16 protein-coding genes and 1 tRNA gene are annotated in these 15458 nt (G+C 67.3%); 9 read left to right on the top strand and 8 right to left on the bottom strand.

The annotated features are described in order from the left end of the window. Positions 1–2 precede the first annotated feature (2 nt). The 4 genes from BLU08_RS13200 to BLU08_RS13185 all read left to right on the top strand — a co-directional run bounded on the left by BLU08_RS13200 (position 3) and on the right by BLU08_RS13185 (position 5039). Positions 3–908, top strand: a complete 906-nt coding sequence (locus BLU08_RS13200; protein ID WP_197676869.1) for an HNH endonuclease — start codon at positions 3–5, stop codon at positions 906–908. 24 nt (positions 909–932) lie between these two features. Further along, entirely contained in the window at positions 933–2303 is a 1371-nt protein-coding gene (locus BLU08_RS13195) for an IS1380 family transposase (RefSeq protein WP_090193798.1), read from the top strand. A 286-nt stretch (positions 2304–2589) separates the two neighbouring features. Continuing rightward, on the top strand, positions 2590–3459 hold the full coding sequence (locus BLU08_RS13190; protein ID WP_197676868.1) for a hypothetical protein: 870 nt from the start codon (positions 2590–2592) through the stop codon (positions 3457–3459). Positions 3460–3464: 5 nt separating this feature from the next. After that, positions 3465–5039, top strand: a complete 1575-nt coding sequence (locus BLU08_RS13185; RefSeq protein ID WP_090200160.1) for a recombinase family protein — start codon at positions 3465–3467, stop codon at positions 5037–5039. Here the strand turns inward: BLU08_RS13185 and BLU08_RS13180 are convergent. Next, positions 5028–5103: transfer RNA gene (locus BLU08_RS13180), tRNA-Trp, on the bottom strand. The genes BLU08_RS13185 and BLU08_RS13180 overlap by 12 nt on opposite strands. Positions 5104–5262: 159 nt before the next feature. On the opposite strand from BLU08_RS13180, the gene aat reads away from it, so the two are divergent. Continuing rightward, complete coding sequence (gene aat / locus BLU08_RS13175; protein ID WP_090200158.1) at positions 5263–6003, top strand: leucyl/phenylalanyl-tRNA--protein transferase; 741 nt, start codon at positions 5263–5265, stop codon at positions 6001–6003. On the opposite strand, the gene BLU08_RS13170 is transcribed toward aat, so the two are convergent. From BLU08_RS13170 to BLU08_RS13155, 4 genes are read right to left on the bottom strand one after another with little or no spacing between them, the layout of a single operon-like run. Beyond that, a complete protein-coding gene (locus tag BLU08_RS13170; RefSeq protein ID WP_090200156.1) occupies positions 5913–6461 on the bottom strand; it encodes a DUF2155 domain-containing protein in 549 nt (182 codons plus the stop codon). The genes aat and BLU08_RS13170 overlap by 91 nt on opposite strands. Before the next feature lie 11 nt (positions 6462–6472). Beyond that, on the bottom strand, positions 6473–6898 hold the full coding sequence (locus BLU08_RS13165) for an NADH:ubiquinone oxidoreductase subunit NDUFA12 (protein ID WP_090200154.1): 426 nt from the start codon (positions 6896–6898) through the stop codon (positions 6473–6475). A 58-nt stretch (positions 6899–6956) separates the two neighbouring features. Continuing rightward, entirely contained in the window at positions 6957–7496 is a 540-nt protein-coding gene (locus tag BLU08_RS13160; protein WP_090200152.1) for a DUF192 domain-containing protein, read from the bottom strand. After that, a complete protein-coding gene (locus BLU08_RS13155; protein WP_090200149.1) occupies positions 7493–8182 on the bottom strand; it encodes a regulatory protein RecX in 690 nt (229 codons plus the stop codon). Before BLU08_RS13155 ends, BLU08_RS13160 begins: the two co-directional genes overlap by 4 nt. Positions 8183–8314: 132 nt before the next feature. On the opposite strand from BLU08_RS13155, the gene BLU08_RS13150 reads away from it, so the two are divergent. The 4 genes from BLU08_RS13150 to BLU08_RS13135 all read left to right on the top strand — a co-directional run bounded on the left by BLU08_RS13150 (position 8315) and on the right by BLU08_RS13135 (position 12754). Continuing rightward, positions 8315–10063: a fatty acyl-AMP ligase gene (locus tag BLU08_RS13150; RefSeq protein ID WP_090200147.1), complete on the top strand. Its 1749-nt coding sequence runs from the start codon at positions 8315–8317 to the stop codon at positions 10061–10063. Between the two features lie 336 nt (positions 10064–10399). Further along, positions 10400–11632: a toxic anion resistance protein gene (locus tag BLU08_RS13145; RefSeq protein WP_090200145.1), complete on the top strand. Its 1233-nt coding sequence runs from the start codon at positions 10400–10402 to the stop codon at positions 11630–11632. Beyond that, complete coding sequence (locus BLU08_RS13140) at positions 11632–12447, top strand: hypothetical protein (protein ID WP_090200143.1); 816 nt, start codon at positions 11632–11634, stop codon at positions 12445–12447. The genes BLU08_RS13145 and BLU08_RS13140 overlap by 1 nt, the downstream gene beginning before the upstream one ends. A 10-nt stretch (positions 12448–12457) precedes the next feature. After that, positions 12458–12754 carry a polyhydroxyalkanoic acid system family protein gene (locus tag BLU08_RS13135; protein WP_090200141.1) on the top strand — a complete coding sequence of 99 codons (297 nt, stop codon included), beginning with the start codon at positions 12458–12460 and terminating at the stop codon, positions 12752–12754. Between the two features lie 4 nt (positions 12755–12758). On the opposite strand, the gene BLU08_RS13130 is transcribed toward BLU08_RS13135, so the two are convergent. From BLU08_RS13130 to BLU08_RS13120, 3 genes are all read right to left on the bottom strand, one after another. After that, positions 12759–13562 (bottom strand): class I mannose-6-phosphate isomerase, encoded by an 804-nt coding sequence (locus tag BLU08_RS13130; protein WP_090200138.1) that lies wholly within the window; start codon positions 13560–13562, stop codon positions 12759–12761. A gap of 2 nt (positions 13563–13564) precedes the next feature. Beyond that, positions 13565–14629 (bottom strand): mannose-1-phosphate guanylyltransferase, encoded by a 1065-nt coding sequence (locus BLU08_RS13125; protein ID WP_090201416.1) that lies wholly within the window; start codon positions 14627–14629, stop codon positions 13565–13567. Positions 14630–14725: 96 nt separating this feature from the next. Then, positions 14726–15451 (bottom strand): TonB family protein, encoded by a 726-nt coding sequence (locus tag BLU08_RS13120; protein ID WP_090200136.1) that lies wholly within the window; start codon positions 15449–15451, stop codon positions 14726–14728. Positions 15452–15458: the final 7 nt, after the last annotated feature.

Raw genomic sequence — 15458 nt, 5'->3', positions numbered from 1 at the left:
CCATGGCCATCAATCTCGTCATCGCCGTCACCGACGGAGACTGGTTCGAGATACTGCGGCGTCAGCCGGACCTCGGCGAGGTCAATTTCTGGGCACCGTCGGCGGCGAATTTCCGAGCGCTTCAGCCGGGCGAGCTCTTCCTGTTCAAGCTTCATGCACCGCGCAACGTGATCGTCGGCGGCGGCATCTTCGCCTACGCCAACGCGCTGCCGTGTTCGCTGGCCTGGGAAGCCTTTGGCGGGGCGAACGGCGCTCGATCGGCGCAAGAGATGCGCGCCCGCATTGCGAGATACCGTCGGGCCGATCCGGGCGACCGGAGCGATTTCGAGATCGGCTGCCGTATCCTAACGCAGCCGTTCTTCTTCGCCGAGGCCGACTGGATTCCCGTCCCGCAAAGTTGGGCGCCGAATATTGTGTCATTCAAGACCTACAATACCGGAGACGCGGAGGGGATCGCGCTTTGGGAAGCGGTGAACGAGCGGATGAACCGGCCCGACTTTCCCGGAATGGCCGAATCCCAGGCACGGTTCGGCGAGCCGCAGCTCATACGGCCACGCCTCGGGCAAGGAGCGTTCCGGGTGCTTGTCACTGACACCTACAATCGTCGTTGTGCAATCACACAGGAGCGAACCCTTCCAGCGCTCGAAGCCGCGCATATCCGACCCTACGGCGATGGCGGCGCACACGAGGCGCAAAACGGGCTGTTGCTTCGGCGCGACATCCACAGCCTGTTCGACGCGGGCTATGTGACGGTGACGCCCGACCTGCGCTTCGAAGTGAGCCGCCGTATCAAGGAGGAGTTCGACAACGGTCGGCATTATTATCCCGGATTATTCACCGGCGGTGGTCTGACGGGTTGGCGGGAGTGGCGTAAGCATTTGCATTGTTGTAGGAATGTGGTTGCTTAAGCCAGACCTGCAACGGGGCAAAATATGCCACAGACCACACCCGCCGGATGCGATGATAGCGCGTCCGTATTTTCGTTTCCAGCAGTGCGCGGCAAGAAGGTCACAGCTGCGTTTGACGGCGGCAGGCTGACCTCGGATGGCGGGGTCCTGGTGCTGGCTCAGGCCGAGCGCATGATGGGGCTCTGCCAGCGGCTTGCGGCGTGTATTGCCGATCCGCGCGATCCTGCTCGGGTGGTTCATCGGCTTGAAGATATCCTGCGCGCGCGGATGTTCGCGATCGCCTGCGGCTATGAGGATGCCGATGATCTCGACGCTCTGCGCGATGATCCGGGCTTCCGCCTTGCGCTGGGCAAGCTGCCGGGATCGGGTGCGGGGTTGGCCAGCCAACCGACGATGAGCCGCTGGGAGAATGCGCCGAGCACGCGCGAGCTGGCAAAGATGCTGGGGATCATGATCGACATCTACTGCGCCAGCTACCCCACTCCGCCGGCGGCGGTGACGCTGGATATCGATGACACCTGCGACGTCGTGCACGGCTATCAGCAACTCTCCTTCTGGAACGGACATCATGGGGAGCGCTGCTTCCTGCCGATCCATGTCTACGACACGGCAACGGGCCGGCCGGTGGCGATGCTGCTGCGCACGGGCAAGACGCCTTCTGGCAAGGAGGCGGCAGGGCATATCCGGCGTCTGGTGCGCCATCTTCGCCGCCACTGGCCTGATACCCACATCACCATCCGCGGTGACGGGCATTATGGACGGCCCGAGGTCATGGCCTTCTGCGAGGCGGCCCATGTCGATTACGTGTTCGGTCTGCCGACCAACGCCGCGCTGCGCGCTGATCCGGTTATCGTCACTGCCGCCGATGCCTGCGCGGTCCGCCGCGCCGAGTGCCAACTCCCGGTCCTGCACAGCTATGCCGAGACCCGCTACGGCGCGAAGAGCTGGAACCGCCAGCGCCGCGTCGTCGCCAGGATCGAGGCCAGCACGCTGGGCATGGATATCCGCTATGTCGTCACATCGCTAACCCAAGGCTCGGCTGAATACATCTATGACACGCTCTACTGTGCGCGCGGGCAGGCCGAGAACTTGATCAAGCTGCACAAGACCCAGCTGGCCAGTGACCGCACCTCGTGCCGGTCGGCGAACGCCAACCAGATGCGCCTGATCCTGCACACCGCTGCCTACTGGCTGCTGTGGCGCGTTCAGCAGGCGATCCCAAAGACCACCGCTCTGGCAAAAGCCGAGTTTACGACCCTGCGCCTGCGGCTGCTCAAGGTTGCTGCCCGCGTCATGGAAAGCGCCACCCGAATCCGCGTAGCGTTCGCCTCTGCGTGCCCCGATGCCGATCTGATGCGTGCCATCGTTCTCGCGCTCAAGCCTGCGCCGACGTAGCGGGCGCGGCAGTGCCGCAGAAACCCCGAGCCAAGTCCTTCAACCAGAAAAGCCCATCGATCACAGCGCGGTGAAACAGACGCCAGCGGTGCCGCACGCCCGCTCTACGCCGCCGCACGCAGCAGTGGCGTCAAGCTCGCACCGAGAGGCGCCCAACCGCATCGCCGTGAATAAGAGAGGTTATGAACTGCACGGGCAAACGATCCACGCACCTGAAGATGCCTTGCGCCGCCCAGATGCAGAGGCGCTGCGCTGGCACAACGAACATGCTTATCGGGGGTGAAACTTGAACATGTCACCCACCTTCGCCCGCACTATCGGCATCGACTACTCCGGCGCGGAAACGCCAACCGCAAGCCTGAAGGGCCTGCGCGTCTATCTGGCCGAGGGCGGCGGGCATCCTGTGGAAGTTCTGCCGCCGCCAAGTCCGCGGAAATACTGGAGCCGGAAGGCCATCGCGCAATGGCTTGTCGAGCGACTCGGCGAAGATGTTCCCACGCTGGTCGGCATCGACCACGGCTTTTCCTTCCCGCTGCGCTATTTCGAGGTTTACGGGCTGTTGGCCGACTGGCCCACCTTCCTGGACGATTTCCAGCGCCATTGGCCGACCGATGAGGACCACACCTACGTCGATTTCGTGCGCAATGGTACCGCCGGCAATGGTGCGGCGCGAATGGGAAATGCCCGCTGGCGGCGCTTGACCGAGGAAAGGGCCGGCGGTGCGAAATCGGTCTTTCACTTCGATGTGCAGGGCCAGGTGGCAAAATCTACACACGCCGGGATTCCGTGGCTGCGATTCATTCGCCGTGAACTCGGCGACCGGGTTCATTTCTGGCCGTTCGACGGCTGGGACATTCCGGCCAGCCGATCCTCGATCGCCGAGGTCTATCCCGCGCTGTGGAGCCGCAGCTTCGCCCGCGAGGACCGAACCGGCGACCAGCACGACGCCTTTTCCATCGCCGCCTGGCTTTGGCGCGCTGATCGCGACGGCAGCCTTGCGGCTTTCCTCAACCCCGATCTTTCGCCCGCCGAGCGGGCCGTGGCGCAGGTGGAGGGCTGGATATTGGGCGTTCCAGGCTTGATCCGTTCGGGCGAAGGACGAGATGCTTCCGCCACCCCGAATGCTTGCGCCTCAAATGTGTTTAGGTTACACTAAACAACATGCCGGCCAGAACCCACACGCTCAAACCATCCGCCCCGCCGCCGAGCAAGCGGGCCGTGATCTATGCCCGCGTCTCCTCGAAGGAGCAGGAGAAGGAGGGCTATTCGATCCCGGCGCAGTTGAAGCTGCTCAAGGACTATGCCGCCGCCGAGGGGTTCACGGTCGCGCAGGAATATGTGGATGTGGAGACCGCCAAGCAGACCGGCCGCGGCGCTTTCGGCGAGATGGTCGCCTGGCTGCGGGCGCACCCAGATGTGCGGGTGATCCTCGTCGAGAAGACGGACCGGCTCTATCGCAACCTCAAGGATTGGGTAACGATCGACGAGCTGGACGCCGAGATCCACTTTCCGAAGGAAGGCGTGGTGCTGTCGCGCGAGTCGCGGTCGTCGGAAAAGTTCATGCACGGCATCAAGGTGCTGATGGCGAAGAACTACATCGATAACCTGTCCGAGGAGGCCCGAAAGGGACAGCAGGAGAAGGCCGAGCAAGGCATCTGGCCGACCAAGACACCGCTAGGCTACCTGAACGTCACCGGTCCCGACGGGCGCAAGGTCATCGCCGTCGATCCCGAGGTTGCGCCGATCGTTTCGAAGCTGTTCGAGTGGTACGCGACCGGCGAGTTCGCGTTGAAAGAGGTGGCCAAGAAGGCCCGCGCCGCCGGTCTGGTCTACAAGAAGAGCGGCGCGCCGGTTCCCACCAGCACCGTGCATTCGATCCTGCGCAATCGCCTTTACACCGGCTGGTTCGAGTGGAACGGCAAGCTCTATCAGGGCAAGCATGAGCCGCTGGTCTCGGTCGAGGCATGGGAGCGGGTGCAGGGCGTGATGGACGGCCGGAACGCCAGCAAGCACCGGCGCATGACGCACGACTTCGCCTTCTCTGGCCTGATCGCCTGCGCGCGATGCGGCTGCTCGGTGGTCGGCGAGATCAAGAAGCAGAAATACATCTACTACCACTGCACCGGCTACGCCGACAAACGTCGGGGCGAGCCCGCATCCTGTCGCCGCAAGTATGTGCGCGAGGAGGTTCTGGAGCAGCAGTTCACGGCTATGCTTGGCCAGCTTCGGTTCGATGACGAGGTTCTGGACTGGGTGCGCGAGGCGCTGCACGCCAGCCACGCGGACGAACGCCACGAGCACGAGGAAGCGATCAAGCGGCTCCAGGCCGAGCACAGGCGGCTCGGCGAGCGGATCAGCGCCATGTATGTCGACAAGCTTGACGGCAAGATCGGGGGCGATTTCTTCGACAAGATGGCGGGCGAATGGCGAGAGGAACAGCGGCGCTTGCAGCGCGACATCGACCGCCACGAGGAGGCCGAGCAGTCCTACATGGACGAGGGCGTCCGGATTCTCGAACTTGCCCGCAATGCTCAGGCGCTGTTCGAACGCCAGCCCGCCCGCGAAAAACGCCGCCTGCTCAACTTCGTACTTTCGAACTGCTCTTGGGAGGATGGGGAGGTGGTCGCCACCTTCCGCCAACCCTTTGATCTCTTGGCGGAAACGACGGCCATTGCCGCCCGTTTAAGTGCAGGAAGCGGCGGCAAATCCGCGAAAAACGAGATTTGGCAGGGGTGACAGGATTCGAACCCGTGGCCCTCGGTTTTGGAGACCGATGCTCTACCAGCTGAGCTACACCCCTGCAGGGAAGCCGCGCTCTATCCCAGCCCCGCGCGATAGGCAACACCAATGGCACGGCGCGCCATCGAGATCAGCGGCGGAACGCCCCGCGTCCGGTGCGCGTTATCGCCTCGACGTTACTGGAAGCTTGCCCGCGACCTGCTAGAATGGGTGAAGAATCATGCACTCTCCCTTTCGCGCCCCGATACCGGTCGAAACGCTGCTGCTCGCCTATCGCAGCGGGATCTTCCCGATGGCGGACCGGCGGGACGATCTCGACATCTTCTGGGTCGAACCGCGCGACCGGGCGATCCTGCCGCTCGACGGGCTGCGCGTGTCCAGGAGCATGCGCAAGGTGCTGCGCCGCAACAGCTTCGCGGTGACGGTCAACCGCTGCTTCGAGGATGTCGTGCGCGCCTGCGCGGAACCGCGCCCGGGCCATCCCGAAACCTGGATCAGCGAACGGATCGTGCAGTCCTATTGCCAGCTCCACCGGGCGGGCCATGCCCATTCGATCGAATGCTGGATCGGCGAGGAGGGCGAGGAGCGGCTGGTCGGCGGGCTCTACGGCGTTTCCTTCGACCGGGTGTTTTGCGGCGAAAGCATGTTCAGCCGCACCGACAATGCGAGCAAGGTGGCGCTGTGCTGGCTCGTCGCGCTGATGCGGCAGGCGGGATTCGCGCTGCTCGACTGCCAGTTCATGACCGATCACCTCGCCAGCATGGGCGCGCGCGAGATCACGCAGGCGCTCTACATGCGCCAGGTCGCCGCCGCGCGGGGAGAGCCGCGATCGAGCCTCGGCGCGGCATGGCGGCATTTCACGGGCGCGGATCAGGCCTCGTCGTCGGGCGCGGCGGAGGGGGATTCCGATTCGCCCTCGCCCGGAAAGCGCATCGCGCAGTCCTTGACCCAGACATCGTAGATCGGGTGTTCGACCACGTTGAGGCTGGGCGACTGCTTGAACAGCCAGCCGGAAAAGACGCGGGTGTGATCGCTTGCGCCCCGCTCGAGCACGTCGACCTGCACGAAAGCGCCGGTTTCCTGCGGCATTTCCCAGGGGGGCGTGCGCTCGCAGGCGGCAAGCGTCAGGATCACCGGGCCGATCTCGCGCGATTCGCCAGGCGAAAGCTCGATTTCCTCGGACAGGTTGTTGCGCTTGTTGAGCAGGCCGAGCGTCGCGACCCGCTCCGCCATCGGGGTCGCGTCGTCGAACGCGTCGGGCGCGGCCTCGGCATCGGCGGCCTGCGGCGGGGGCGCGGCGTCCGTTTCGGCCGCTTCGTCGCCAGGGGCAGCCGCTTCCTCGGTGCAGGCGGCGGCCGGAACCAGCAGGGCACCCGCCGCCAGGAACGGCGCGAAGCCGGAAAGGAAGCGCCCGCGCATCGGCCCGGCCCTCAGCCTTCGGGGCTCCACGCTTCGTAATCGCCATCGGCCGGGGCGCGCCGCCCGCCCCGCTCGAGCGCGCCCTGCGGGCGATAGGCCTGCGCGGTGCCGGTCAGGTTCGGGGTGTAATCCGTCTCCCAGATCTTGGGCGGGGGCAGGTGGCTTTCGGGCACATCGTCGAACGCGCCGTGGAGCCAGCCGTGCCATTCGCTCGGCACGCGGCTCGCGTCGTTGTTGCCGGCGTAGATCACCCAGCGCTTCTCCCGGCTGGTATAGGACCCGTCGGTCCGGCCCTCGAGATGCCTGGGCTTCGCGCGGTAATACTTGTTGCCCTCCGCATCGGTGCCGACGTGTTCGGCGCCGACGCGGCTGGCCCAGAAGTGGGTGCCGATCGTCGCGCCGTCCCACCAGGTGAAAATTTTCGAAAGGATGCCCATGGCCCGCGCGGTTACTGCGAAACCGCCCCGCCTTCAAGCGCGACCGTCGCCGCAGGCCTCACCGCGGCCAGTCGTAGATCACCCGGTCCCCCGGCACGATCCCGAGCTCCCTGGAAAGCCCGCCGCGAATCTCGAGCACCGCGATCGCCTCGCCCGCCGAGGTGACCGATTCGAGTTCGTAGGGCACGCCCTTCTCGATATTGCTGATCCGCCCGTCGGTGCCTATGAAAATGATGTCGAGCGCGAGCGGGGTGTTCTTCATCCAGAAGCTGCGCTGCATCGGCCTTTCGGACGGGAACAGCATCGCCTCGTCATCGCCCATGCCGGTGCGGAACATCATGCCGCGGGCCTGCGCCTCGGGCGTGTTCGCCACCTCGGTGGTGAAGGCGATCCGCCGGTCGCCGCGCATCACCGCGACCTCGATCAGGGGCAGTCCCGAGACCGGATCGCGCGCAGGCTCGGTCGCCGCCGCTTCGGTCGCGGCAGCGGGGGCAGGTTGCTCGGCGCTCTGCACCGGGGAACAGGCGCCCGCGATCCCGGCGACGAGCGCGAGGACAGGCCCGGCGAGGGGCACGCGTCCGAAGGGGGCGAAGGTCATGGGCGGTCGTTTTCCTCTTCGGCTTCGGCCTCGGCCAGCCAGTCCTCGAGCACGGAACGCGCCGGCGCATCGAGGACGAAGCGGACGTGGTCGTAATCATGGCCCGCGCGCAGCATTGCCGCAATCCGCTTTTCGCGCATGGCCGGGTCAAGCGGCGGCAAGGGTTCGTCCTGCGCCTCTGCCGTCTCGCTGCGGGCATAGGGGCCGAAACCGCGCTTTTTCGCCATCAGCATGGCCGCGCGGCGCTTCTCCGCCTCGCCGGGGGCGTGCTGGGCTCGGGCATCCTCGGCGACACCGGCGGCCCACAGCGCCTGTTCGACCCGCCGCGCGCCGTAGCCGCGCGCGGTGAGATCGCGCGAGCGGGCGCGGGCATAGGCCTCGTCGTCGACATAACCGAGTTCGACCAGCCGCGCGACGAGCGCGGGCACGTCGAGTTCGACCATGCGCCCGTCATCGTCCCCGGCCACCCCGCGTTCGCGCATCTTGCGGGCGAGATAGGCTTCGAGCTTTGCCCCCGTTGTCGCGAAGCGCGCGGCGTAGGAAAGCGCGAGATCGCGCAGGGACACCTCGTCGAGCGGAGCCTTGCGCGCCGCCTTGCGCGAGGCGGCCGGCCGGGCCGCTCTCCCCTTGCGCTCGGCGGATTTCTCGCTACGGCGCTGTGACGATTGATCGGGAGGTGAAACCATTTCGCCTTATTCGTGCCACAGTCCTTATCAAATGGAAAAGCCGGATCTTATGGGGGAGGCTCCCCGGACCATGAACGGGCACGATATCGCGCACAAGAGGCGCGCCGCAGATAACGGGTATCGCGAGGGATAATGACCGACGCCGTCTTGAAGCCGACGCCGAACGACTGCGACTTGCCGCGCCGGCGCGCGGATTTCGCGACTTTCAGCGAGGCGATCGACTACGCCGCCAGGAGCGAGAAGGGCCTCAATTTCCACGACATGCGCGGCGTGCTCGCAAGGGTCTATCCCTATCGCGAGATGCGCGAGGATGCGCTCGTCATGGCCCGCCGGCTGGTGGCTGCGGGGATCGGCAAGGAAGACCGCGTCGCGCTGATCGCCGAGACCGGACCCGATTTCGCCGCCCTGTTCTGCGCCTGCGTCTATGCCGGGGCCTGGCCGGTTCCGCTGCCGCTGCCCACGACCTTCGGCGGCAAGGAAAACTACATCGAACAGCTCGCGGTGCAGCTGAAATCCTCCGATCCCAGGCTCCTCCTCTACCCGGCGGAGATAACGGAAATGGCCACCGCGGCCGCCACGCGGCAGGGCTGCGACGCGATGAGCTGGCAGGATTTCGCCGCGGTCGAGGCGCCGGCCTGCGACCTGCCGACCGCCGATCCCGAGGATATCTGCTACCTGCAATATTCCTCCGGCTCGACCCGTTTCCCGACCGGCGTCGCAGTCACGCACAAGGCGCTGCTGCACAATCTCTACGGCCATTCGACCACCATGCATCTCGGCGAAAACGACCGCTGCGTGAGCTGGCTGCCGTGGTATCACGACATGGGTCTCGTCGGCTGTTTCCTCTCGCTGGTCGCGAACCAGGTTTCGGGCGATTTCCTCAAGCCCGACGCCTTCGCGCGGCGCCCGCTCGCCTGGCTCGACATGATCAGCCGCAATCCGGGCTACACCCTCTCCTATTCGCCGACCTTCGGCTACGACATCTGCGCCCGGCGCATTTCCTCGCAGTCGAACGTCGCCGAACGCTTCGACCTGTCGCGCTGGCGGGTCGCGGGCAATGGCGCGGACATGATCCGGCCCGACGTGATGCAGAATTTCGTCAACGCGTTCGCCGAGGCGGGCTTTTCCGCTTCGGCCTTCACCCCGTCCTACGGCCTGGCCGAGGCGGTGCTGGCGGTGACGGTGATGCCGCCGGGCGAAGGGATCCGGGTCGAACTGGTCGAGGAAGAACGGCTGTCGGGCGCCCCGCGCGACATTTCGCGCCCGGCCCGCTACCGCGCGATCGTCAATTGCGGCAAGCCGCTTCCCGACATGCAGGTCGAGATCCGCGGCGAGGACGGGCACGCCCGCGGCGATCACCAGATCGGCAAGGTGTGGGCCTGCGGCCCGAGCGTCATGCATTCCTATTTCCGCAACGAGGAAGCGACCACTGCCTGTCTCGTGCGCGATGCGGACGGCAAGGCTTGGCTCGACACCGGCGACATGGGCTACATGGCGAACGGTTACCTGTTCATCGTCGGCCGGGCGAAGGACATGATCATCATCAACGGCAAGAACCACTGGCCGCAGGACATCGAATGGGCGGTGGAACAGCTGCCCGGGTTCAACCACGGCGATATCGCCGCCTTCGCGATCGAGACCGAAACCGGCGAGGAAGCGCCCGCGGTGCTGGTCCATTGCCGCGTGTCCGACCCCGCCGAACGCATCCGCCTGCGCGAACTGATCGCGGACAAGGTGCGCTCGGTCACCGGGATGAGCTGCGTCGTCGAACTGGTCCCCCCGCGCACCCTGCCGCGCACGTCTTCGGGCAAGCTGTCGCGCGCCAAGGCGAAGAAGCTCTACCTCTCGGGCGAGATCGTCCCGCTCAAGCTCGCGGCCTGACGCGGTCCGGAGCGCGGGCGGCTCATTCCCCTGCCGGACAGGCGCCCCATTCGGGCCTCGAGTCCCCGCGCGCATCGCGCAGTTCGACGGTGAAACCGCGTTCCTCGAAAGCCGCGTTCCTCGCGAAACGCCCGCCCGCGCACGCCATCCTCGCCATTGCCGGTCAGCACCACCGGCAGGGGGCGCGCGGCGGGCCGATGCCAAAAGCGTGGACGCGCCCCACGGCTTGACGCTAGTTTGGGCCGGCCTTGAAAGGCGTGTTTTAGGTCACTAATACACAAGGCAAGGCGGGCGCCGCCAGCAGGTGCGGCATCGCAAGGGAGCACGAAGAGCCGCATGAGCACGCAGCAGACGCCGGAGACGAGCCCGCAGACGAGCACCGCGACCAAGACCGGGTTCGCGCTGACCCCGCCCGATCCCGTGCCGCAGATCGCACCGGAACAGGCGGTCGGCCTCGTTCCCGTCACCTCGGAACAGAAATCGAAGCTCGACCACAAGGTCGATGCCTTCGTGGCCGATCTCGTCGCGGCCGATCCCAATTCCCCGGAATTCGGCGCGAAGGTCGACGACATCACCCGCATGGGCCAGGAACAGATCCGCGCCGCGGCGTCGCATTCCAACCGTTTCCTCGACCGGCCGGTGCGCGCGATGGACGGGGACAGTTCGGTCGGCAAGGATCTCGCCGAACTGCGCCGCACGGTCGAGGACCTCGACCCGGGCCGCAAGCAGAACCTGCTCGCCCCGCGCAAGCTGTTCGGCATCATCCCCTTCGGCAACCGGCTGAAGAACTATTTCGACAGCTACACCAGCGCGCAGGGGCACATCCAGGCGATCCTCGAACGGCTCGAAAGCGGCAAGAAGGAACTCCACCTCGACAACGCGGCGATCGATACCGAGCGGGCCAAGCTGTGGGAGGCGATGGGCGAGCTCGAACAGATGATCCACATCGCCAGGACGCTCGGCGCCCGGCTAGAGGCGAAGGCGAACGAGCTCGATTCGAGCGACCCGGCCAAGGCGAAGGCGCTGCGCGAGAGCGCGCTGTTCTACGTCCGCCAGCGCACGCAGGACCTGCTCACGCAGATGGCGGTGACGGTGCAGGGCTATCTCGCGCTCGATCTCGTCAAGAAGAACAACATCGAACTGGTCAAGGGCGTCGACCGCGCCAGCACCACCACGGTCAGCGCGCTGCGGACCGCGGTGACGGTGGCGCAGGCGATGACCAACCAGAAGCTCGTGCTGCAACAGATCACCTCGCTGAACCAGACCACCAGCGACATCATCGATTCGACCGGCACGCTGCTGCGCGAACAGACCGCGCAGATCCACGAACAGGCCGCCTCCAGCACGATCCCGCTCGAGACGCTCCAGCGCGCGTTCCAGAACATCTACGACACCATGGACGAGGTCGACGAATTCAAGGTCCGCGCCCTCTCCTCGATGAAGCAGACCGTCACCGTCCTTTCGGAAGAGGTCGAGAAATCCAAGGGCTACATCGCCCGCGCCGAAGGGCAGGCACAGGCCCAGGCCAAGGTGTCGCGCGACCCCTCGCTGCTCTCGCCGGATAGCTGATGGCCGATACGACCCGCGATTCCGACCGGATCCTGAAGGAGGCCAGAACCTCGCTGGCGGTGCAGCGCGAGGGCGGGACGCACCGCCCCGCGAAAAGCATCGGCAAGGGCTCGGCGCAGGCCAAGATGAAGCACCTGATCCGCCGCGGAGCCTGGCTCGCGGCCGCGCTCGTCGCGATCTTCGTCGCGACCGGCGTCATCGGCGCGATCGTCGGCGGGATCGGGTTCTGGGGGGTGATGGCGCTGGCGCTCGCGGTGATCGTCGCGGTCGGCGTCTTCGCGCTCGCCCCCGCGCCGAAGCCACCCAAGCGCAGCGAGCTGAAACTCGGCAATCCGCAGCAGATGGTGGAGCGGACCGAACTCTGGCTCGAAGCCCAGCGCCCCGCCCTTCCCCCGCCGGCGGTGCGCCTCGTCGATCAGCTCGGCGTGCAGCTCGACGCCCTCGGACTGCAACTCGAAACGATCGACGCCGCGCATCCCGCCATGGCCGAAGTGCGCGAACTCGTCGGCGAATACATTCCCGAGACGATCGAGAACTATCGCAAGATACCCGAGCACCTGCGCGGCGAGGAACACGCCGGCAAGACCGCCGACGAACGCCTGAGCGAAAGCCTCGCGCGCCTTTCGGGCGAAGTCGAGCGGGTGACGCGCCGGCTGGCCGAAGGCGCGCTCGACGACCTTGCGGTCAAGTCACGCTATCTCGATTACCGCTATGGCGGGGACGGCCTGCTCTCCGACATGCGCGGCGATCCCGACACGAACGGCACGCCGCTTCCCGCCCCTTCGATCGCGACCCGCGAAAAATCGAAGTCCTGAAAGAAACCAGATGCGAGTCTCGCTCCCCCATAACCTCGGCCGTGAGGAAGTGCGCCGCCGCCTTCACGAACGGCAAGGCGAGATCGCGCATTTCTTCCCGCCCGGCATGGCGAGCCTCGACACGAGCTGGCAGGGCGAGGATCACATGGACATGGTCATCACCATCGTCGGCCAGCACTTGAGGGGTGCGATCGACATCCACGAGACGAGCGTGACGATCGAGATGGAACTGCCGCTCGCGCTGTCCTTCCTGCGCGGCACGATCGAACGGGCGATGAAGAAGGAAGGCGCGCGGCTCCTGCGCTGACGCGCTATTTCGCCCGCGTCAGCAGGGTGACCCCGGCCGCGGCGAAATCGAGCGCGCCGATACCGGGCGCAAGGAGGCATTCGCCCGCACCGACCCGCGCCCCGCCTTCCCGCGCATGGATCGCACCTTCGAGCGGCAGGGCGAGGAGCGGCGCGTCATAGGCCGCGGCGATCGCTTCCGAAGGAGCCCCCTCGATCCGGTCGAGCCGGAAGAAGCGCCCGTCGATCAGCCGTTCGCCGCGCTCGGCGACGCTGCCCTTGTGCCGTGCGCCGTAAGGCTCGCCCTTCGCCACCGCCATGGCCCGGTCGAGATGGAGTTCGCGCGGACGGCCGTAATCGTAGAGCCGGAAGGTGGTGTCGCTCGCCTGCTGCACCTCGACCAGGGCGAGGCCCGGGCCGATCGCGTGGACCGTCCCGGCCGGAAGGTAGAACAGGTCGCCCGCCTTCGCCTCGTGCCATTCGAGCAGGTCCTCGATCGACCCGTCGCGCGCGGCCGCCTCGATCCGTTCGGGCGAGACCGTCTCGCGGAACCCGATCGCAAGGCTCGCCCCCGGTTCGGCATCGAGAACCAGCCAGCATTCCTCCTTCCCCGCCTCGCCCGGCAGGGCATTCGCATCGGACGGGTGGACCTGGACCGAGAGCTTTTCGGAGGTGAAGAGATACTTGACCAGCACCTGCGGCAGTTCGGGCGGGGGTTCGAACCAGATTTCCCCGATCCGGGTGCCCGCGGGGGCGGCGAAGGGCGGGGGAAGGTGCTCGCGGCCCCAGACCTTCTCCACCATGCGGGTGGGAAGCCGGCGCACGCGCATCGTCACCGGGCGGGTTCCTGGTTGACCGCGCCGGGGAGCTTGCCGACCCGCTGCGCGCCCGCGCGCGTCGTCACCAGCACCTCGCCCTCGCACACGACCACGCAGATGTCCTCCAGCCCGACGACCGAAACGCGCGGCCCGTCGCTGAGCGCGAGGACGCCGCGGCAGGAATCGAGATCGGCAGGCCCGCGCGCGACATTGCGATCGGGATCGGCAAGGCCGGGCTCGGCCGCGAGCGCATCGGCGAGCGCGGCCCAGTTGCCGATGTCGGACCAGCCCATGTCGGCCGGGACCATGGCGGCGCGGTCCGTGTTCTCCATGACGGCGTAATCGACCGAATCGCCTTCGATGGCCGCGAAAGGTTCGGCGGCGGGATGGAAGCGCGTGCCCTCCTCGCGTCCGCCCGCGACCGCTTCGCCGACGAGGCGCGCCATGTCGGGGCGATGGCGGGCGAGTTCGTCGAGGAAATGGCCCGCGCGAAAGGCGAAGATGCCGCCGTTCCAGCTGTATTCGCCGGTGGCGAGATAGCTCTGCGCGGTCGCGAGATCGGGCTTCTCGACGAAGCGCGCGATCCGGTAACCGCCGGGCAGGGGTTCGCCCCGGCGCAGGTAGCCATAGCCGGTTTCGGGATGGTCGGGCGCGATGCCGAAGGAGACGAGCCAGTCCTCCCGCGCAAGGCTTGCCGCGGCCAGCGCGGCGGCGACGAAAGCGGTCTCGTCGGCGATGTGGTGGTCGCTCGGGCAGACCAGCATGACGGCCTCGGCCGGCAGCAGCGCGGCGGCAAGCGCGATGGCGGGTGCGGTGTTCTTCGCCGCGGGCTCGATGACGAGGCGATGCTGCCCACGCGCCTGTGCCTCGATCAGCTCGCAATGCTGCGCCCCGGCGACGATGATCGGCGCGGCGAAGCTCTCGCAGTCGCCCACGCGGTCCTGCGCCGCCTCGAACAGCGTGCGGCTGCCCACCAGCGGGAGGAAGGGCTTGGGCCTCGCCTTGCGGCTGACCGGCCAGAGCCGCGTGCCGCTGCCGCCGCAAAGGATCACCGGGTGGATTCGGGCGGGCGCGCTCATCGGATCCGAGCTATAGCAGCGCGCGCGGTCGATGCCAGCGCCGAGCCTGCCGCGCACGGGAAAATCCCGGCTCCCCGGCCGGGCCGCGCGCCGCGCTCAGAACCAGCGCTGGCGCCAGTAGAACGGGGCGGGCACGGGATCGCCGTTCGCATCGGTTGCCGGGCGGAATCGAAGCCTCTGCTCGACGAGGCGACAGGTGATCGCATCGGCCTGCGGGTCGGGGCTGGGGCGATAGACCGTGCAATCGCGCGCGCGGCCATCGGTGCCAACGATGACGCGCACGATCACCTCGGTCCCGCGACGGGCGGCGCGCCCGCCGGGCGGGAGGGGATAGTCGCGCGCATCGTCGATCCCTCCCGCGACGTGCACCGGCCGCGTCACCGCGACCCCGCCGCGCCCGCCGCCGCGGTTGCCCGAGCCGGTTCCCGGCCCGCTTCCCGCCGCGCCCGTGCCCTCGCCCGCCACGCGCGCGCCCGACCGGTCGGCCGTCCCGGTCGAGGAAGCTCGAGGCAGCGGACTCGGGCGCGGCAGGTCGATCTCGGGCGGCGGGGCGGTGACGGGCCGGGGCACCGGCTCCTCGCCCGGTTCGCCCTGGGCCCCCTCGTCGGGCTCGGGCTCGTTCTCGGGCGGCGGCGGGGCGGGCTCCGGGGCTTCGAGCGTGAAGGCGGCGACCACCTCGCGTTCGATCCCGCCGGCGAGATCGGGCGCGAGGAGTTTGCCGAGGAGGTAGAGCCCGGCGAGATGTCCCAGCGCGATCGCCACGAGGAGCGGCCAGCGAACCCGCCGCGATCCCGCTCCATCCCGGTGTGAAAATGTGGCCATGGCGGCC

The organism is Erythrobacter sp. HL-111, from assembly GCF_900105095.1.
Classification (GTDB): domain Bacteria; phylum Pseudomonadota; class Alphaproteobacteria; order Sphingomonadales; family Sphingomonadaceae; genus Erythrobacter.
The sequence above is the reverse complement of the archived record's forward strand: the minus strand, read 5'-3'. Positions and strand labels throughout refer to the sequence as shown.

Bases quoted from the DNA above. Each gene is read 5' to 3' on its own strand.
- BLU08_RS13200 (WP_197676869.1), top strand. From the start codon at position 3: ATGGCCATCAATCTCGTCATCGCCGTCACCGACGGAGACTGGTTCGAG.
- BLU08_RS13195 (WP_090193798.1), top strand. From the start codon at position 933: ATGCCACAGACCACACCCGCCGGATGCGATGATAGCGCGTCCGTATTT.
- BLU08_RS13185 (WP_090200160.1), top strand. From the start codon at position 3,465: ATGCCGGCCAGAACCCACACGCTCAAACCATCCGCCCCGCCGCCGAGC.
- aat (WP_090200158.1), top strand. From the start codon at position 5,263: ATGCACTCTCCCTTTCGCGCCCCGATACCGGTCGAAACGCTGCTGCTC.
- BLU08_RS13170 (WP_090200156.1), bottom strand. From the start codon at position 6,461: ATGCGCGGGCGCTTCCTTTCCGGCTTCGCGCCGTTCCTGGCGGCGGGT.
- BLU08_RS13165 (WP_090200154.1), bottom strand. From the start codon at position 6,898: ATGGGCATCCTTTCGAAAATTTTCACCTGGTGGGACGGCGCGACGATC.
- BLU08_RS13160 (WP_090200152.1), bottom strand. From the start codon at position 7,496: ATGACCTTCGCCCCCTTCGGACGCGTGCCCCTCGCCGGGCCTGTCCTC.
- BLU08_RS13155 (WP_090200149.1), bottom strand. From the start codon at position 8,182: ATGGTTTCACCTCCCGATCAATCGTCACAGCGCCGTAGCGAGAAATCC.
- BLU08_RS13150 (WP_090200147.1), top strand. From the start codon at position 8,315: ATGACCGACGCCGTCTTGAAGCCGACGCCGAACGACTGCGACTTGCCG.
- BLU08_RS13145 (WP_090200145.1), top strand. From the start codon at position 10,400: ATGAGCACGCAGCAGACGCCGGAGACGAGCCCGCAGACGAGCACCGCG.
- BLU08_RS13140 (WP_090200143.1), top strand. From the start codon at position 11,632: ATGGCCGATACGACCCGCGATTCCGACCGGATCCTGAAGGAGGCCAGA.
- BLU08_RS13135 (WP_090200141.1), top strand. From the start codon at position 12,458: ATGCGAGTCTCGCTCCCCCATAACCTCGGCCGTGAGGAAGTGCGCCGC.
- BLU08_RS13130 (WP_090200138.1), bottom strand. From the start codon at position 13,562: ATGCGCGTGCGCCGGCTTCCCACCCGCATGGTGGAGAAGGTCTGGGGC.
- BLU08_RS13125 (WP_090201416.1), bottom strand. From the start codon at position 14,629: ATGAGCGCGCCCGCCCGAATCCACCCGGTGATCCTTTGCGGCGGCAGC.
- BLU08_RS13120 (WP_090200136.1), bottom strand. From the start codon at position 15,451: ATGGCCACATTTTCACACCGGGATGGAGCGGGATCGCGGCGGGTTCGC.